The organism is Bradyrhizobium sp. GW821-FHT13H06 (genome assembly GCF_058803975.1).
The window spans coordinates 894,565-911,286 of record NZ_JBXAPN010000002.1; the positions used below are offsets into that span (position 1 = coordinate 894,565).

At 63.1% G+C, this 16,722-nt stretch carries 15 protein-coding genes; 2 read left to right on the forward strand and 13 right to left on the reverse strand.

The genetic code is table 11. The features are described from left to right. Window positions 1-46: 46 nt before the first annotated feature. Window positions 47-601 (reverse strand): hypothetical protein, encoded by a 555-nt coding sequence (locus AC1RQP_RS11150; RefSeq protein WP_492936952.1) that lies wholly within the window; start codon window positions 599-601, stop codon window positions 47-49. On the opposite strand from AC1RQP_RS11150, the gene AC1RQP_RS11155 reads away from it, so the two are divergent. Next, the gene (locus AC1RQP_RS11155; protein WP_492936953.1) at window positions 593-1,798 is read left to right on the forward strand and encodes a tyrosine-type recombinase/integrase; all 1,206 of its coding nucleotides are present in this window, start codon (window positions 593-595) and stop codon (window positions 1,796-1,798) included. The two genes, AC1RQP_RS11150 and AC1RQP_RS11155, sit on opposite strands and share 9 nt — an antisense overlap. Window positions 1,799-1,958: 160 nt before the next feature. Here the strand turns inward: AC1RQP_RS11155 and AC1RQP_RS11160 are convergent, their stop codons facing one another. From AC1RQP_RS11160 to AC1RQP_RS11180, 5 genes are all read right to left on the reverse strand, one after another. Beyond that, window positions 1,959-2,348 carry an A1S_2505 family phage non-structural protein gene (locus AC1RQP_RS11160; protein WP_492936954.1) on the reverse strand — a complete coding sequence of 130 codons (390 nt, stop codon included), beginning with the start codon at window positions 2,346-2,348 and terminating at the stop codon, window positions 1,959-1,961. Between the two features lie 186 nt (window positions 2,349-2,534). Further along, window positions 2,535-2,825, reverse strand: coding sequence for a DUF6915 family protein (locus AC1RQP_RS11165; protein WP_492936955.1), 291 nt, complete (start codon window positions 2,823-2,825; stop codon window positions 2,535-2,537). 11 nt (window positions 2,826-2,836) lie between these two features. Then, window positions 2,837-3,313, reverse strand: coding sequence for a DUF6878 family protein (locus tag AC1RQP_RS11170; protein ID WP_492936956.1), 477 nt, complete (start codon window positions 3,311-3,313; stop codon window positions 2,837-2,839). Window positions 3,314-3,418: 105 nt separating this feature from the next. Then, entirely contained in the window at window positions 3,419-5,560 is a 2,142-nt protein-coding gene (locus tag AC1RQP_RS11175; RefSeq protein WP_492936957.1) for a ParB/RepB/Spo0J family partition protein, read from the reverse strand. 162 nt (window positions 5,561-5,722) lie between these two features. Continuing rightward, entirely contained in the window at window positions 5,723-6,916 is a 1,194-nt protein-coding gene (locus AC1RQP_RS11180; protein WP_492936958.1) for a DUF932 domain-containing protein, read from the reverse strand. A gap of 503 nt (window positions 6,917-7,419) precedes the next feature. Here AC1RQP_RS11180 and AC1RQP_RS11185 point away from each other — a divergent pair. After that, window positions 7,420-9,741: a DGQHR domain-containing protein gene (locus AC1RQP_RS11185; RefSeq protein ID WP_492936959.1), complete on the forward strand. Its 2,322-nt coding sequence runs from the start codon at window positions 7,420-7,422 to the stop codon at window positions 9,739-9,741. Between the two features lie 138 nt (window positions 9,742-9,879). On the opposite strand, the gene AC1RQP_RS11190 is transcribed toward AC1RQP_RS11185, so the two are convergent. The 7 genes from AC1RQP_RS11190 to AC1RQP_RS11220 all read right to left on the reverse strand — a co-directional run bounded on the left by AC1RQP_RS11190 (window position 9,880) and on the right by AC1RQP_RS11220 (window position 16,578). Further along, window positions 9,880-10,437 carry a TIGR02391 family protein gene (locus tag AC1RQP_RS11190; protein ID WP_492936960.1) on the reverse strand — a complete coding sequence of 186 codons (558 nt, stop codon included), beginning with the start codon at window positions 10,435-10,437 and terminating at the stop codon, window positions 9,880-9,882. A gap of 234 nt (window positions 10,438-10,671) precedes the next feature. Then, entirely contained in the window at window positions 10,672-11,538 is an 867-nt protein-coding gene (locus tag AC1RQP_RS11195; RefSeq protein WP_492936961.1) for a hypothetical protein, read from the reverse strand. A 15-nt stretch (window positions 11,539-11,553) separates the two neighbouring features. Next, a complete protein-coding gene (locus AC1RQP_RS11200) occupies window positions 11,554-12,999 on the reverse strand; it encodes a DEAD/DEAH box helicase (protein ID WP_492936962.1) in 1,446 nt (481 codons plus the stop codon). Continuing rightward, window positions 12,989-13,429, reverse strand: a complete 441-nt coding sequence (locus tag AC1RQP_RS11205) for a hypothetical protein (protein WP_492936963.1) — start codon at window positions 13,427-13,429, stop codon at window positions 12,989-12,991. The genes AC1RQP_RS11200 and AC1RQP_RS11205 overlap by 11 nt, the downstream gene beginning before the upstream one ends. Continuing rightward, window positions 13,429-14,478 carry a hypothetical protein gene (locus tag AC1RQP_RS11210; protein ID WP_492936964.1) on the reverse strand — a complete coding sequence of 350 codons (1,050 nt, stop codon included), beginning with the start codon at window positions 14,476-14,478 and terminating at the stop codon, window positions 13,429-13,431. The genes AC1RQP_RS11205 and AC1RQP_RS11210 overlap by 1 nt, the downstream gene beginning before the upstream one ends. Before the next feature lie 14 nt (window positions 14,479-14,492). Next, on the reverse strand, window positions 14,493-15,554 hold the full coding sequence (locus AC1RQP_RS11215) for a hypothetical protein (protein WP_492936965.1): 1,062 nt from the start codon (window positions 15,552-15,554) through the stop codon (window positions 14,493-14,495). Next, window positions 15,547-16,578, reverse strand: coding sequence for a hypothetical protein (locus AC1RQP_RS11220; protein ID WP_492936966.1), 1,032 nt, complete (start codon window positions 16,576-16,578; stop codon window positions 15,547-15,549). Before AC1RQP_RS11220 ends, AC1RQP_RS11215 begins: the two co-directional genes overlap by 8 nt. Window positions 16,579-16,722 lie beyond the last annotated feature (144 nt).

The window sequence follows — 16,722 nt, forward strand, 5'->3', positions numbered from 1 at the left end:
GCAGAAGCGACCGAGCTTTCCGGCATCCTATCGAGGGCGCTCCTATTTATACTACTTGGCGCTGACCAACTGGCTGCGGCTCGACTATGACTGGCTCCTCGCCGTCGGCGATCTCTGCGTCGCGCCCGTCGCCCAAGCGCTGGGTGTCGATCTCGGTATCGGCGGGCTCGCGCGACAAGGCGTTGAGCACGGCTATCGTCTGGGAAGCGTGACGGCGAGCATGTCTTGGGCGATGTCGCGGATTACGCTGCGCAATGCACTCGGTTCGGTCGACGAGGTCCACTACGAGCATATCGCCGGGCTCCTCGAAGCGATTGAGCGATTCGATGATCGGCAGGACATTGGTCTGTTCCGCACCTGTCCGGCGGCCGCGCTCAAACGGTGCTGGCGCATCAACGCCCGCCAGCTTCAGCTCCTGCTCTATCATCGCGGGCAAGTCGGCGAGTATCCAGCACTGCCGTCCAAGCGCCGCGAGCCGCTGCCGTCCGATCGCGCCGTTATGCAAGCCGCGGTCGAACGCTGGATCGCGATCCGCCGGTTGACGCTCAGCAGGAAGACCGTCGATCACCAGGAGGTGTCGCTTCGGCATTTCATGCAGCATCTCGCGATCGCCGTCCCGGAGTTGGCGCGTTTCGCCGATGTCACCCGCGATCATGCGCTCGGGTTCGTGTCGGCGATGGCTGAAGACGCCCGGACGCAAACCGGCCGGTCGTTGTCGGCGACGGCGCGACGTGCCCGGATCGCCGCGATCATCATGTTCTTCCGCGATGCGATCGCGTGGGGCTGGCCGGATATGCCGAGCCGGCCGTTGCTCGACCATCGCGACATGCCGAAGATGCCGACGCGCATCCCGCGCTACATTCCCGCCGATCAGCTGACCGGGCTGATGGCAGCGGTCGTGGAACTGCCATGCCCCTGGCAGCGCGCCGCGCTGCTGGTTGCCCGCTGGTCGGGTGCCCGCCGCGGCGAGATCTGCCGGCTCCCGATCGACTGCCTTGACGCCTATCCAGACGGAACGGCCAGGCTGCGCATCCCTGCGGGCAAGACCATGAAGGAGCGGGTCGTGCCGCTGCACGATGACGCCGCTGAAGCACTGCGCGCGATCATCGCGTTGCGCAAAGCGGCAACCGACCACCCGCTGCTCGACGGCCGGACCGGCGACAGGGTCCGCTTCCTGTTTCTTCGCCGCGGCCGGCCTATGTCGGCATTCTACCTCTTCGATTACGCGCTCCGTGACGCCTGCAACGCTGCCGGCCTGGTCGACCAGGCGGGTCGGCCAACCATCACCGCGCACCGGTTTCGGCATACGGTTGGCACACAGCTTGCGGAGCGCGGCGCCAAGCTGAACACGATCATGAGCGTGCTTGGCCACGAGAGTCCACACATGTCGATGATCTACGCCCGGATCAGCGACGCCGAGGTGCTGCGCGACTATCGCTCGGTGCTTGAGCCGGGCGCCATTATCGCCGGCGCCGGCGCGGACGCGATCCGCACCGGTGAGCTCGGCGGCCCCGCGATCGACTGGCTGCGCAGCAACTTCTTCAAGACCGAGCTTGAGCTCGGGCACTGCCTGCGGCTGCCGAGCGAAGGGCCGTGCGAGTGCGACCTCTACCTCAACTGCTCGCGTTTCGTAACGACACCGGCCTATGCGCCACGGCTGCGCGAGAGGCGGACTCTGGAGCTGAGCCTCGCCGATGACGCCCGTGATCGCGCTTGGCCGCGCGAGGTTGAGCGCCACTGCGGCATTGCGCGCCGCATCGAGCAGCTGCTGTCCGATCTCGGCGAGACAGCCGATTGAGGTACGGCTACGGCCCACCATGATTGAAGCAGATACGCAATCAGCCATATTGTCCTCGCTTTCTGGCTCGGCGGAGAGCCGCCCTGTGTTTGGTAAGGTTTGGCGGTATGTGCGCTCGGCGAAGGCCGAGGCGCATCAGTTGCAACTTCACGCCGGTCGGTCAGCTCGTAGGCGGCCTTGCCGCCAGTGCTGCCGAGAAGGCATCCGGCAACGTCACGTTTGCGGGAGCGCTCGAGAACATCGGAGCGATCTGGTCGGGGCGATAACCGGCCAAGCCGCAACCGATGGGCGTCAACTCGAACGTGATGTCAGGCCATTGCCGCGCGTAATCGAGGAAGTCGGCAACATGTGCTTGGATGACGTGCAGCGGGAGCACCCGCAATTGGCGATCCTTGGTCGGAATGGCGTAGGCATTGCCTTGCCGCCCGACGCCCTGGCCGTAGATCGCGCCGCGATGCTGACGGGCCCATAGGGCAGCGCCCTTGCCGTGACGACCAGCGAGATTGGATCCGAAGACAAAGACCGGAATGGTGGATGTGAGGGTATGCATCGATATGCTCCTGACTACGGCCGCCCATCGTGTGCGGCTGGCCTCCCAGCAGGCGACGGGGGTCCCGCATAGTCACCGGAGCGGACGTCCGAAGGCGTCCGCGCTGGGGAACGGCGAAGCCGTTGACTTTGCGGGTTCGGCGTCATCATGGGAGGACAACGCACAGCGCTCGTCTCTCGCCTGAGATCATGATCGTTGTGAATCAGACACTTGACCCGGTCGCCAGACCGCACTGACCCCTTTGGCGAAAAGTGCGACGCCGGGCTGGACGAACTTCGCTCGGGCTACGCCCTCGCTCCGTCCGTCCAGCCCGGCGCATTCTCGTCCTGATTGACGCTGTCTCACCTTGATTGTCGCACGGCAGCGAGGCTTGACAGTCCAGATAACGTCGAACCAGCTATGGATCGCGAGATAGTCATCGACTGTCCCGCCCCACTTCTTCGACGACGAAAGCGAATGGTGATAGGGATGTGCCATCGCTTCCTCCTTCAGAATACATGCTGGGTCAATTCGGAGGTTTCGATCCGCTCATTGAAGTTGAGCGTGATCGTCCGTTCGGCGACGTCGAAGAGGAAGTCGCCATAGGCGCCCTGGTTATTCTCCCAACCGGAGTAGGTCTGTTCGAGGAGATCGTGGATGAGCTTCTCGATCGCGTCCTTCACCGAGAGGGTTTGGCGAGTGACGACTTGGCTGCTCCATTCGACCCGCGCAATCTCGATACGGATGCTTTGGAGATCTGTATCACCGCCCTCTCCGTCTGCGACAGCACCGTCGATCTGTCCCTCGTCGGCATAGCCGTTGAACGTAACCTCCACGGTGTCGATGCGCGCAGCCGCGAGCGCATCGAACAACGCTGTCTTATTCTCGGAAAGAGCGGACTTGCACAGCCTCATGAACTCCTGGTCCCGCAGGAGCCAGCAAGCAGAATCGAAACCCGATCCGGGTGTTGAGGTATCGTCGGTCATGATGGTTCTCCAAAGACGATAAAGCGCGGCGCGAGGGCCGGGTTTGGGCGAGAGGTGATGTGGCAGAGAACTGCGGGGTGGCAGATGCCACCCCGCAGCGACGAACTATTCCGCCGCGACGGGGTCCGGCTGCTCGCGCTCGTCGCCGTCGGTCGTTTCCTCGTCATCGCCAGAGAGGAATTCGGGAAGCGGCCCGGACGGTGCGTCGGAGCCAACCGATGGTGAAGCCACCGCGGCAATGCGCAGCGGCTCGGGGAGCCAGCCGCTGCCTTCGAGCAGACGCTCGGCCTCCTTGGCCATCTCGGCCTTCTTGAGATGGTCGATCAGTTGGGCCGACGAGTCACCCTTGGCTTCGTGGACCGCTTCAAGAATGCGGCCCTTGGTGACACGGCCGAGATAATTGTCGACCGTCGGGCGCCAGCCGGCCTCCACCATGTCAAGATCAACCGCACGGGCCAGGCGATCGGCCTGATCGAGGCGACGCTGCAGCCCATGGGCCGTGATGCCGGGCCCACCATGGCGATCGACCTTCTCGAACAGGGCGTTCACACCGAAGGACACGCAGTGGGCGAGCAACGCCAGCCGGCTTGCGTCGTCAAGGGCGACCAGCCAATCCCACAACGCGGCCTCTTCGGCCGGCACCTCGACCGTCCAGGCGTCGTGCCGAGCGGCTATCGATTTGGCCGATGCGCTCTCCTTCAGATCCGGCGCCTGGACGGAAAGCTGAACATGGCGCACGCCTGCCTCGATACAGCTCGGACCGTAGGTTCGATGGAAGGCGTCGAGGCAGAGCTTGTGCAGGAGCGCGGTCATCGCGACATGCGGCTGGGCCGCAACCGCGTCTTGCATCGCCAGCGTCCGGTGCGCGGTGAGCTCCGTGACGAGCCGGTCGGGCAAGGGGCGGATGGCATCGTCCTCTTCCTCATCCGGAGTCGCCTGCCCGGCCATGGTGATTACGCTGCCCTGGACCGCTGATGCGCGTTGGCCGCCATCATCCGGGCCAGGTGCTGCCGCGCCGGCGTCGGGATTTGGCTCAGCTACTGCCGCAACGAACGCTACTTCGTCCTCGCGGCGGACATAGCCGCGCTCGACGTGCAACGTCCCATCGGCATCGATGCTGATGAAGGCGCCGGCGTGCGGGATGGCAGCCGGGTCGAAGATATGCGGCCGGTCCTCGAAGGCCGCGAGAGCCTGCTCGAGCTCGCCGAGACGCGTGTCGACCTCGTCGGGTATTTCGTCGGCGTCTTCGTATTTCTCCTGAAGCGCCGTATACTCGGCCTCGAGCGCATCGTGGCTAACCTGTTCCTCAATGGTGAGATCGGAGGGTTCACCTTCGAGCCGGCGGAGCCCATGATCGTGACCGTAGGGGAAGCTCGGGGCGACCTCGATCCACTTCCAATTTTCGGCTGCGATCGTCTCGGCTTCGGTACGGAGCTTCTCGGCGACAAGACGCTCGAGCAGCGCGATGTCCTCGAACCAGCCGCCGCCGTCCTCTTCGAAGAGATCGCGAAGCACGTTGCCGCCAGCCGCTTCATAGGCGGCGAGGCCGACGAAGCGGGCGCGCTTGTCGGAGGCCTGCACCGCCCGCTCGGTCAGAACGCGCCTGATCTGATACGGCTCGTCATAGCCCGACCGGTTGACGTTCTCCCAGACCTGTTCTTGGCGAGCGCGATCGGCCGTGACGGAGAACGCCATCAACTGCTCGAGCGACATGCCATCGTCGGCATAGACGTCGAGCAGCTTTGGGGAAACCGCCGCAAGCCGAAGGCGCTGCTTCACGACACCGACGGATACGAAGAAGATGGCCGCGATCTCCTCCTCGGATTTCCGCTGCTCACGCAGGGTCTGGAACGCGCGGAACTGATCGAGCGGATGCAGTGCGACGCGATGCACGTTCTCGGCGAGTGAATCTTCTTCCGCGGAAATTCGGCCACCGGCTTCGCCGACGATGCAGGGAATCGGCGTGGTCTTCGCGAGACGCTTCTGGCGCACCAATAGTTCAAGCGCCCGATAGCGGCGGCCGCCGGCCGGCACTTCGAACACACCGGTATCCTGCCCATCGCCGTCGAGGATGGGCAACACATATAGACTTTGTAACAGCTTTTCTCGATGGGCAATGTCCTCGGCGAGATCCTCGATCGAGATGCCGGCCTTGATCCGGCGGACGTTGGACTGCGAGAGCACCAGCTTGTTGAACGCGATGTCGCACGATGGCGACAGCTTGATCTTCTGAACGGCCTTTGCCATGTCAGTTTCTCCGAGAACGGGCGGCCGAGACCTTCTCTCGACCTCCAACCCGTTCAAGGAGCGAAGCGCCGCCCTCTTGCTCTAAGAGGGCAGCGCCGCGGAAATGACGAAACTGACATGTGCCAGAGACACGCGAAATTGGCTTCTGCGGATTCGCGCGAGTCAGGCGGCGCGATCCAAGAGCTTCTTCGCCTTTGCCTCCATGTCGAGGCGAGCATCCTGATGCAGCTTGTCGCGCGCGACGGCCGTGATGCCCTGCACGAAATCGAAGATGCTTTCAGGTGGGCGGTTCTCCTCCGCCAGCACCGTTTCTATCACCTTGGCTGTCTCAGCCTTGGAGAAGCCGCGGCGACGCAGGAACTCGGTGCGATCCTCGTCACTATGTGCCACGATCCGTTCGCGCGCGGCCTTGATACCGTTGACGAAGGGCATAGGTGACGAATTGGCGAAGTTCAGCAGCGCCGGCGCCGCTTCGTGAGCAAAGCGGGACGAGGCGTATTTGGAATGGCGAATAATGATCTCCTCGAAATCTTCGACACCCCACAGATTGCGATTTTGGCAGACTGCGCGGAGATAGAAGCTCGCCATGCCGAGTGTCTTCGCCCCGACCTCCGAATTCCAGCAATAGAAGCCGCGGAAATAGAGATCGGGCGAGCCGTCCAGGAGACGACCAGCCTCGATCGGGTTCAGGTCATCGACCAGGAAAAGGAAAACATCTCTATCCGATGCATAGAGGGTCGTCGTATCCTTGGAGATGTCGACTCTGGGATTGTAGATTCCGGTTGACCAGTCGAGCACCCCGGGCACCTTCCAGCGTGTATCACCTGTGCCATTGCCGGCGATGCGCTGCACGGCCTCAACGAGTTCATGGTCAAAGATCCTGCCATAGTCTGGGCTGGTGACGGCACGAAGCTCAACGCGGCCATCGTCCGTCTCAAGCGTCTTGATTTGTTCGGCACGATTGGAAGTCAGGCCATATTGCAGGTTGATGCCTGCGAGTGCTGCGGGCAGTTGTCGGAGGTAGGCTGCCGGAGCGCCAACCTGGCTTGCAAGCTGGCCGAAGCTCCAATGGGTCGGCGCGACGGGCTTGTCCGAGCCGGGCAGCATCAGGGCCAGCCGCTCGGGATCGCCGCGGCTCGCCTCGACATGAATGAGCGCACTTTCGACCACGCGCGTCCGGCTGCGGTCCGTGCGATCACGCACCGTGCTTGCCAGTTCGTTGAGCGACAGATAGCGCTGGTCTGCCGGACGAGAAAACCACTCGGAGGATACCCGGCCGACGCGCTCGCCGCGGCTCACGTCCACCCTGTAACCGCCGCTGGCGTCACGGTGGGCATCAAGAATCTGCGTGTTCATGGGAGCAATCTCCATGACGGGCGCCGGAAGACTCTCCTCCGGCCCTCAACCCGTCATGGCCAGATCGGCCCGCACTCTTCCTCTCGCTTGGCGCTGCCTCAGCGCCGATGACGGGTTACGAAGCGGCTGAGCGAAGCCGCAAACACCGCGTCAGGGATCGAAGCCCGAAAGGGGGAAAACCCGGCGGAAGCCGGGGTTTCAGCGAAGCCGACAGCCCGGTCCCGAAGGGAGACGCCCGCTTCTCAAGCGCGCAAGCGGCGGGGCCTCCAGGCGCGCGAGCCCAATCTCTCGTAGTTGCGGCCAGCATCGGCTTCCTCGTGCCAATGCCTCTCCGCTGACGAGCAAACGCCTTTAGTCCAACGCTCGGCGCCAGAAGCATCCGACGAATTGGCTGTGGACGGCGGCACAACCGATACTTGATCTCGATCGCATCCTGCTACCGTTTTACAATGCATTTCCGACACTAGGGGTGGCACCTAAATATGCCTCAAGTTCTGACCGGCTTGTTGAACGGCGAAGCTCTGAAACCCGTCTACGCCGCGAAATCCAAAACTTTCGATGAAAAGACCGTTTCCGCTTCGAGCAAGGAATCGCTCGACATGAAGGTAGTCGGAGAAGAGGCCGACGGCTGGCGCGTCGTTCGGAGAAACCAAAGGTCGGTCCGGTTGGCCAAGGACAAACCCGCCGACCGGCAGCTCGAGGACGACGTCTGGTCGCTGCTCTATCGAATGGGGTTCAAGGAACTCAATTTCGACCGGAATTTCGCGATCCAGGCCGGTCCTAACACGCCCCCGCGGCAGTTGGATGTCTTCGCAAAGGATGACGAGACCGTCTTCATCGTCGAATGCACCCATTCCCAGATTGGCGGATCCAAGTCGGTGAAATCGCTTCTCGACAAGATCGCTGCGATCCGCGAGGAGGTCCTGAAAGCGGTGCAATCCCATTACGGCCGCACCAAGAAGCTGAAGGTGAAGTTCGCGATCGCCACCCGCAATATGGAGTGGCGGGAGTCGGACAGGACAAGGGCGGGAAACGCCGGAATACCGATCATCACGGAGGACGACCTTTCGTACTTCAACCGCCTCACGGACATCCTGAAGACGGCCGCCCGCTATCAGTTCCTCGGACGTTACTTCGAGGGGGAAAAGGTCGAGGGACTGAAGCTCAAAGTGCCCGCTACGCAGGGCCGCGTGGGCCGCAGGACATTTTACAATTTCCTCATCTCTCCCCACGACCTGCTGCGCATCTGCTACGTCAGCCACATGGCGAAGGCCTCCAACGACGACCTCGACACCTATCAGCGCATGGTGAAGCCGTCCCGGCTCAATGCGATAGGCCGCTACATCGACGAGGGCGGGACCTTTCCCACCAACATAGTCGTCAATTTCAAACGAGAGAACCTTCAGTTCGACCGCAAGGAATCGTTCGACGATACGTCTTTCGGCACGCTCAGCCTGCCCGGACAATACGGCTCGGCCTGGGTCATCGACGGCCAGCATCGGTTGTACGGCTACGCGCACGCCCAGCGCGCCGCAGAAGAAGACCGGTCGGTGGTGTCAGTCCTGGCCTACGAGAACCTGCCCGTCCGCGACGAGATCGAGATGTTCGTCGACATCAACACGCAACAGGTGAAGGTCTCGCGCAACCTCGTCAACGAAATCGTCTCCAGCCTCAACGTGGACGATCCGGATCCGAAGAAGCGGCTCGACGCGCTCTGCGCCCGCGTGGCTCTCAGGCTGGATTCGTACTCCAATTCGCCGATCAAGGAGCGGATCCTCACCGTCGCGCAGGAGAAGAGCCACTACCGCTGTCTGACGTTGACTTCACTCGCCGACGGCATCGCGGAGAACAACCTGCTGGGCTCCATTCACAAGGGAACGAAGGGTAGTCCGGCGATGATCCTGGCCGGTCCCCTGGCCGAGCCGTCGGTGGATCCCAAGCTTACCATGAACAAGGCGACCGAGGCTCTCGCGGCGTATTTCTCCCTGTTCGCGTCCGGCCTCGAAGCTCAATGGGCACTGGGCGACGACAAGGGCGGATACATCTGCACGAACCTCGGGTTGCGGGCGCTGACGCAACTCTTCCGCAGGCTCATCGCGTTCGTCGAACGCACCGACGACGTTCGTGCCCCGACACTTGACGCCGAAGACATCGTCGAGCGGGTCGGCCGGTACGTCGCGCCGCTTATCAAGTACTTCGCGTCCGCGGACGCGGCGGACATCACACGTTTCCGGAATCGAGGCAGCTCCCTGCAAAGCGTCGATCAGAACTGTCTGCAGATGATGGCGATCATCCACGACGCGCTGCCTGCGTTCGATGTCGCGGAGGTGAGAAGCTATATCGAAAGCCAGGATGCCGAGGGCACGAAACAAGCCCGAGAAATGATCGATCAGATCAACCGGATACTCTTCGACGACGTGCTGGGAGCGCTCAAGGACAAGTTCGGCGAAGCCAGCGATGCTTGGTGGCTGAAAGGCGTTCCAAAGAACGTGCGCAACGAGTGCGACAAGCAATACAACGAGAGCGACGGCGAACGCGAGCGGTGGCGGTATCTCTACCTGATAAACTACAGCGAAATCATCCAGTACGACGACAACTGGGAAATGTTCAAAGACTTCTATAATTTCTACGGTAAGGGAAAGAAGGCCGATCTCGTCCGGTGGATAATGAAGATCAACAAGGCTCGGCAGATCACCCATCACGCCGAAAAAGGCCCTCTTTCGAGAGACCAAGTCGAATTCGTTCGCCGCGTGCACGAGTTGGTTCGGGAGCATATCGAGGAGCGAAATCCCGTGATCCCGAACCATCGGTACCTGCCCGATTGACGATGGCCGGCGAACGGGCCGGCGGAAGACGACCTGCAATGACGAAGGGCGCCACGCGCCGGGACGCGATCCGGCAAAAATTCGTGAGGAAGACGCTTTCCTTCGTCAGCTCCCGCAGGGGCCGATCTATCCGCCGGATCAGTTGGGCGGATTGGGGGCCGTGGCCTTGACGCGTCGGTCGACGATCCGAAGCAGGTGATTGGCGAAAAGGATTATCTCCACGGCTTCGGAGGCGTCGGCGAGCTGTACGTCGCGATGAGAAAGCGGATTCTTGTAGGAGCCGACAGCGCCCGCGAACATCTCCATGCGCGCAGTCTGCTCGGCCCGTTCGCTCTGCAGATCCGTGAGCCTGCCTCTCTCCGGGGCGAACGCCTCACGCATGAGCTTGACGCCGATATCGGCCGGCGAAAGGCCCGCGGCGTCGCGCACTGCGACCTCGACAGCCTTCATCGCGTGAAAGACCGCACTGTCGAATTCTCTGCGCATGAGCGCGCCCCAGACGACGTCCGCCATGCTCGGATGCAACCACTCCTTCGGTACGCGACGCGCCAGAACATAGTTCGCGAGCGCCGAAGAATCCTCGATCGCGCGCGCACGCCTGCTCAGACGCTTCATCCCCGCAAGCGCGCCGTTGGGATCGGGAATGATCAGGCCGTTCGCCTCAAGCCATGACCAGGCCTCGCGGAGCGCGATCACGACGTCCCGATGCGTCTCGTCGGGATAGCCCGGCCGTTCGTGCGCCGGACGCTCCCTCAATTCATCTTCGAGTTCCTCGATCTTAAAGGCCCCGAGATGCCAATAGGCTCCGCGCTTCCGCTCCCTCATCAGGAAGAGCAGGCGGGCGCCAAGCTCCTCGGTCGAGAGGTCGAGGAGGATCTGCGCCGTCGGGATATGGTCCGGAAGCTCGTGCATCGCAACACCGTACCTTCGTCATCGCGAGCGCGACCGGCCCGCCTCCTGGGCCATCCGTTCGTGCTCGGAGATCAGATACGAAATGTAACTCCTGATGAGATTGCAATACAGCCTGCCTTCGTTGATCTTGACTGCGGCGCCCTCCCTGAGATCGACCCCGTGGCGCACGCCGCCGCCGGTCGGCGACGAGAGGAAGCCGTGGAGGCCGACCATCCAGGTCAGGATCTGTTCTTGATGGCTGCCGCGCCCGCTTCGGCGGAGTTCGCCGACGATCTTGTTGAAGTACCGGCCCTGCACCGAACCGTCCGGCGTCTCGTTGCCGCGAAACGCAGTGGAGATCGTCTCCAGGAGCCATAACAGCTCCTGGACGGCCTGACGGCCCCTGCCCTCGGCCAGCGCCCGGTCGGAAGTCCTTAGAGATTCCTCGATCAGCCTCTGCGCCTCTGCCTCGAGGGCGAGAGGCCTTTCGGGCACCGGAATCGCTTCGTGATGCGCAGTGGCGACGAGATCGGGCAGACGTATTTCGTAGCCCGCGCCATTCTCCCCAAGTACGCGATTGATACGCGCGGCGTCGGGGACGACCATGCTCTCGTGCCGACGGCCGAGGTCCTGGCAGGCGTCGTAGAAAGCTTCGATGAACAACGGCGCGTTCGCGGCCGCCTCGTCCATGACGCGCTCGAGGTCGGTCGCCGCCCAGCTCTCGTTGCTGCTCCTGTGGTGCGGAACGCCTGCCGCTGCGGCGAACCTCGACTTGAAATGCTCCAGGATGGAGTGACGGTCGCCCTGACCGCAGATCCGGTTGATCAGATCGGAGAAAGCGTTCGACACGCCGGGCTCGATCGCGCCCGGGCTATCGAAACGCCAGTTGTTGTCGAACGTCAGCATGCGATTGCCGGCGGGTCAGCCGGTCCCTTCGTGAACGTCGCTTTCTGGCCACATCAGCGCTTTCAGCACGTCCGGCTTCTCCAGCGAGAGATCGGCGGGTGCGATTTCGTGCGAATCGCTCTGGGCGTATTTCGCGAGCCGATGTTTCTGCTCAAGGCTGAAATCGATGAACGCGTCGACGCTCGCGTTGGCGATGAGCAGGATGATCTCGCAGGGTCGAGCCTGAGAAATCCGGTGGATCCGGTCCTGGGACTGCAGGTAGTCGACGAGATTGAACGTGCGGTCGACGTAGATGGCGACGTTGGCCTCCGTGAGCGTCAGGCCCTCGCGGGCGGCGGCCGGATTCGCGATCATGATCCTGACTTCGGGATCGCGCCTGAACCGGCGCACCGCGTCGTCACGTTCGGGCGTGGACATCGCTCCGTACAACGTCACCGGGGAATGGTCGCGATATCGCTGCTTCAGCGCCACGACGTTGTCGGTGAACGAGGTCCAGACGATCACCTTCTGTCGTGAAGATTTCAGGTGGGTCTCCATCAGCGCGTCGAGTGCCACCAGCTTGCATGGATCTCCTCCATAAGCCGCATCGATCAGGGCGGGATTCGACGCCAACTGGGCCAAGCGCACCAGCCGCGCCAGAATCGCCTCGGCCTGCTTCAGCACCTGGGTGCCGTCCAGCGCGCTCACCCAGAGCGCGAGTTCGTTGCGCAGTTCGTCATACATAGCCGCCTGCCGCGGCTCCATGTCGACGAAGACGCGGTGGACCTGCTTTGGCGGCAGGTCGACCGTGCCCTCCTTGACGCGCCTTATGGAGAGGGACGACACCCGGTCCCTGAGGTCCGACACCGCCTTGTAGCCGCCGCCGGCCGCGCAATAGCGCGCCTTGAACTCCTCGAACGTGGCGCCGAGCGAATTCCCGTCGTCCAGAAACAGGAACTGACTCCAGAGATCCTCCGGCTTGTTCGCCACCGGCGTGCCGGTTAGAATGTACCGCCGCTTCGCTTCGGCGCGGAGCTGCAGCACCGCCTTCGTGACGCGCGCATCGGGCGTCTTGATGCGATGGCTCTCGTCGAGGACCAGCGCCATCGGCTTGAAGCGCAGCAGGGCGCGCAGCGAGGGCAGTTCGGCGTCGACGGCCTCGTAGTTTATGACGTAGAAGGCGGAACGCAGGCTGCCGAACGCCGTCCTCCTCGCCGTGCGGCCGGACCCGAAGATCGCATAGGGCAGGCTGCAGAAGTCCTCGATCTCGGCGCCCCAATTGGACTTTAATCCGTTGGGACAGACGATCAGCGCGCCCGCCAGTCCGCCGTGCGCGATCTCGGCGGCGATGGCGTCGATCAACTGCTTGCTCTTCCCCAATCCCTGCTCGTCGAACAGAGCCGCCCGCTCGTTCGCCCTGAGGAACGCCGTGCCTTCCGCCTGGTGGGGCAGCGAGAGATTCTTGTCCTCCTTACGCGGCATGGATACGCCTTCCCGCGATCATGGCTTCGGGAACGTGCAGCCGGACCAGATGCCGCGCGCCGAGCAGGCCGACGTCGGCGAGCACGCGGTCGAGAGCGTAGGCGCAGGAACGCGGGACGGCGAGATACAGCGGACAGCGCAGCTTCGACTTCCGCGTTCTCGCGAAGCCGAGAACGCGGAGCTGGCCGCGCGTATGCGAGTTGTCGATGTCGCCCGCAGTCTTGGCTTCCGCGAACGCCATCAACCCGTCGCTCGCCCGGGTCCCCCAGGCGTCCGCGCGCACGCCGTGCAGCCGGAAGGGCGGCGGGAGCGCGTTCCAATGACCTGCCTGCTCGGCCTCGCAGTCGAAGCCCCCCAAGTTGAATCCATCGGCGGACATGCGTCGCGCGGCCCACAGCAGCAGGGATTGGTGGGCGGATCCGGGCGCCATCAGCGTGACCTCGACGCCTTGCGCGCCGGCGCGGCGGCGGACTTGGGACGCATCACTCGGTCGACGTTGGCCAGGACGTCCTCGAGCGCGGAGCGCAGGTCGACGAGGATCGAAAGCCGCTCCGGAGAATCGCCGACCTGCACCAGTTCGGCGACGGTCATGTCGCGCAGCCGGGCACCTGCCCGCTCCAGCACCAGATAGAGCTCCTGCTCGCGCGGGTCGACTTCCGACAGATACTGTTCGGCGGCGTCGAACCCTTCCACCTCCAGAAGCCGGGCCGCCTCCTTGGTGTCGAGGATCCGCGGCAGGCGCCGAACTCGCATGCCGGTATCGATGCGGCCGTCGCGCACCCATTCGGCGAAACGGCCGGGAAGAGCGGGCTGGGCATCGCAATGCTTCTGCAGGCGTCCATTCCGGATGAATTCGAGGAAGTAGGAGAATTTGCTGCGGTGCTCGCCGGCGGTGGGATCGTCGGTGATCGGGAAGTAGAGCCGGTCCATCATCTCCGCGGCGTCGATCTGCTGGCGCACCTCGTTGGCCGTCATCCGATATCGCTCGGCGACTTCGGCCTCGATCAGACCGCCCTTCACCAAAGCCCGCATCTGCAGCGCCTTCTCGTAGGGCGCCCAGCCCCGGACGGAGCCGAGATGGATCTCGTTGAGAAGATCCTGGACCACGTCTTCCGGAACGTCCTCCGGAATCAGCCAGGCGGGCATCCTGCGGAAATCCGGATTGTCCGGATGCTCCTCCTTGGCCGCCCGCATGGCGACTACGCGGCGGTTTCCTTCCGCCACGCTGAGGTCGTGCCTGAGATAGATCGGTTCCTGGACGCCGCCCGACAGGATGATCGAACGCTTCAGTCCTTCGGTATCTTCTTGGCTGGTCAGGAGCAGCGTGCAGGCCTCGTCGCCGCGAAACTCTCCATCGAGCTGGCGCATTGCGAAGCCGACGCGCGGATTGCCGGGATCGAGCTTGACCTCGTCCGGATCGATCTCAAGCAGCGTGAGCGTCACGCGCTGGCCTTGGATGTTCCGTGTATAGGTCGCCATGTCGGTCACTCCTCTCAATCGAGTCCGTCGCACAGGTCCACGAAACGGGCCAGCGACTGGTCCAAGCTCTTCACGATCGCCCGGGCCCCGCCGGTCTTGTCCTTGCGCACGCGCTGTATGTCGTCGAGACGGGCGTCTTCGAGCGCGGCGGTCATCTCGACCATCAGCTTGAACAGCGGCGAACTCAGTTCCGGCCGGTCGTGCTTCAGGATCTTCAGGGCCGCCTCGCGTCCCTGCTCGCCGAATGCCGCCAAGGCGCGCGTGTTGGTCACGATGTCGCAGAGCTCGCGGACGTGCTCGCCCCGCGCGATCTTGTTCTTGCCCACCCATTGCACGAATTCGTCCAATGCCTCGGGCGACTTGCCGACCCAGTCCCTGAGTTCCGGCTTCTTGTAGAGTTCGAGGAAGTAGCTGAATTTGCGCACGGCGCCGGGCCCCGGAAACGCGCGCAGATATCTGTTCTTCATCGCCTCGAAGGCGCGGATGTTGTGGTTGATCGCCGTCTTGGAAGTCTTGAGCAGCTTGGCGATCTCCTCCTGCACCATTCCGAACTGGGTGAAGAGTTTGTGGATGTGACCGGCCTTCTCAAAGGGCGACCATTCGTTCTTGCCGCCGACGTGAAGCTCGCCGAGCAGCATGGCCACCTGGCGGTCGGTGATGTCGGCCGGAAGAACGCGTGCGGGGATCGTCCGCCAGGCCGGATCGTCGGGAAAGTTCTCACGCAGCTTTCGGTAGACCACGGTCCGGCAATTGCCTTCGGCCACGACGTGGTTGCTTCGGACGATGATCCGCTCGATGAGGCCCCTGTTCGCCAACACCGACCGGTAGAGGTCGTGGACGTCCGAATCGGACCAGAGGATGTCCCGCAGGCCTTGCTGCATGGCGTCGCCCGAGCCGAAATTCCCCACCGCGACGGTGTTGGCGACGCGAGGATTGGACGGGTCGAGCTGTATGCTGTCGAGATCGAGATCCTGACCCCGGACCTGGACCTTCGCGCCGTCGAGAACGATCTCGTCGATGCGCTCGACGACGACCTCAGCCGCCGGCGCCGGCGGGCGCGGCTCCGTTCTAGCCATTGCGGCCTCCAACCTTCACGCCGGCGACCGAGGCGACGCTCCGCAGCGCCTCGTTTAATTCGGTGAGCACCGCCCGGGCCTTCGCCGACTTCTTCAGCAGAGCGATGTCGGCCTGGCCCATCTTCGAGAGCGCGACCGCGAGCCCCTTCACCTGCTTGAGCAGTTTTGAGGCCGCCACGGGATCGCTTTCGGTCAGGACCTTCCGGGCGGCGCCGAAGCCGTTCTTTTTGAGCGCGGTCGACGCCTTCTTGTTCGTCAGGACCTTGTCGAGATCCCGCATCTCCATGCCTTTGATCTTGTCCTCCACCAGCAGCTTGGCGACGCGCTTCCTGACCTCCGGATCCTTTCGAAGCGTCTCGAGGTTCTTGCGCTTCACGAATTCCAGGGCATGGCTGAACTTCGATTCGAGAATCTCGCTGCCGTCGCCGTCTGTGACGTGGGGCAGCACCTCGTCGACGAGATAAGAGTAGGCGTCCAGATGCTGCTGCACTTCTCCTTTCGACAGCCGCGTCTCGTCCGAAATTTGCTCGATGGTCCAGCCATGGACGTTGCGGAGCTGGAAGAGCTGATCGGCCTGCGCGTAGGGACGCCAGACGGTCTTCCCGCCCACGTGGTAGGCCGCCATCAGCATCGCGGTCGCCCGCTCTGGAACGTCGGGCGGAAGCCGGACGATCGGAATCGCTTGCCAGCGAACGTCCGAGCGGTTTCCGTCGTGCAACGTCATGATCACGGTCGCCCGGGTATTGCCCTCGACGACCGTGCCGCCGTTCTCGACGATGATCGGATCGTGCAGACCGCCCGCCTTGCGGATCGCCTTCTGGAGGCCGGGATAAGCGGCCTGTTCCCGGATGAGATCGAGGACTTGGGCCTGGGTCATTGGCTTCCCCTTCTTCCGATGTTTAATCAGGAAGCGGATGCGGGGATTGTCCGGGTTGAGACGGATGTCGCCGATGGGAACCCATTCGTGCGTGACCGGTACCTTGGTGCCGGCCACGATCAGAGAAAAGTGCGTCGTGGTATTCATTAAATCTCCCAGTATCAAAATATATGTCAATACTGAACTGAACCAGCAGTACCAGACGCGCGCCTGGAGTCAAGTTGTTCCATGGAACCGGCGTGCGGAACCACAGCGGGCTATCGATGATGCCAATGTACCCTTGGTCGCGGA

Excerpts from the sequence above, each read along its gene's own strand:
- AC1RQP_RS11195 (WP_492936961.1), bottom strand. The coding sequence starts at position 11,538 with ATGCTGACGTTCGACAACAACTGGCGTTTCGATAGCCCGGGCGCGATC.
- AC1RQP_RS11150 (WP_492936952.1), bottom strand. The coding sequence starts at position 601 with ATGCTGCATGAAATGCCGAAGCGACACCTCCTGGTGATCGACGGTCTT.
- AC1RQP_RS11175 (WP_492936957.1), bottom strand. The coding sequence starts at position 5,560 with ATGGCAAAGGCCGTTCAGAAGATCAAGCTGTCGCCATCGTGCGACATC.
- AC1RQP_RS11210 (WP_492936964.1), bottom strand. The coding sequence starts at position 14,478 with ATGGCGACCTATACACGGAACATCCAAGGCCAGCGCGTGACGCTCACG.
- AC1RQP_RS11155 (WP_492936953.1), top strand. The coding sequence starts at position 593 with ATGCAGCATCTCGCGATCGCCGTCCCGGAGTTGGCGCGTTTCGCCGAT.
- AC1RQP_RS11170 (WP_492936956.1), bottom strand. The coding sequence starts at position 3,313 with ATGACCGACGATACCTCAACACCCGGATCGGGTTTCGATTCTGCTTGC.
- AC1RQP_RS11165 (WP_492936955.1), bottom strand. The coding sequence starts at position 2,825 with ATGGCACATCCCTATCACCATTCGCTTTCGTCGTCGAAGAAGTGGGGC.
- AC1RQP_RS11200 (WP_492936962.1), bottom strand. The coding sequence starts at position 12,999 with ATGCCGCGTAAGGAGGACAAGAATCTCTCGCTGCCCCACCAGGCGGAA.
- AC1RQP_RS11180 (WP_492936958.1), bottom strand. The coding sequence starts at position 6,916 with ATGAACACGCAGATTCTTGATGCCCACCGTGACGCCAGCGGCGGTTAC.
- AC1RQP_RS11220 (WP_492936966.1), bottom strand. The coding sequence starts at position 16,578 with ATGAATACCACGACGCACTTTTCTCTGATCGTGGCCGGCACCAAGGTA.
- AC1RQP_RS11205 (WP_492936963.1), bottom strand. The coding sequence starts at position 13,429 with ATGGCGCCCGGATCCGCCCACCAATCCCTGCTGCTGTGGGCCGCGCGA.
- AC1RQP_RS11215 (WP_492936965.1), bottom strand. The coding sequence starts at position 15,554 with ATGGCTAGAACGGAGCCGCGCCCGCCGGCGCCGGCGGCTGAGGTCGTC.
- AC1RQP_RS11160 (WP_492936954.1), bottom strand. The coding sequence starts at position 2,348 with ATGCATACCCTCACATCCACCATTCCGGTCTTTGTCTTCGGATCCAAT.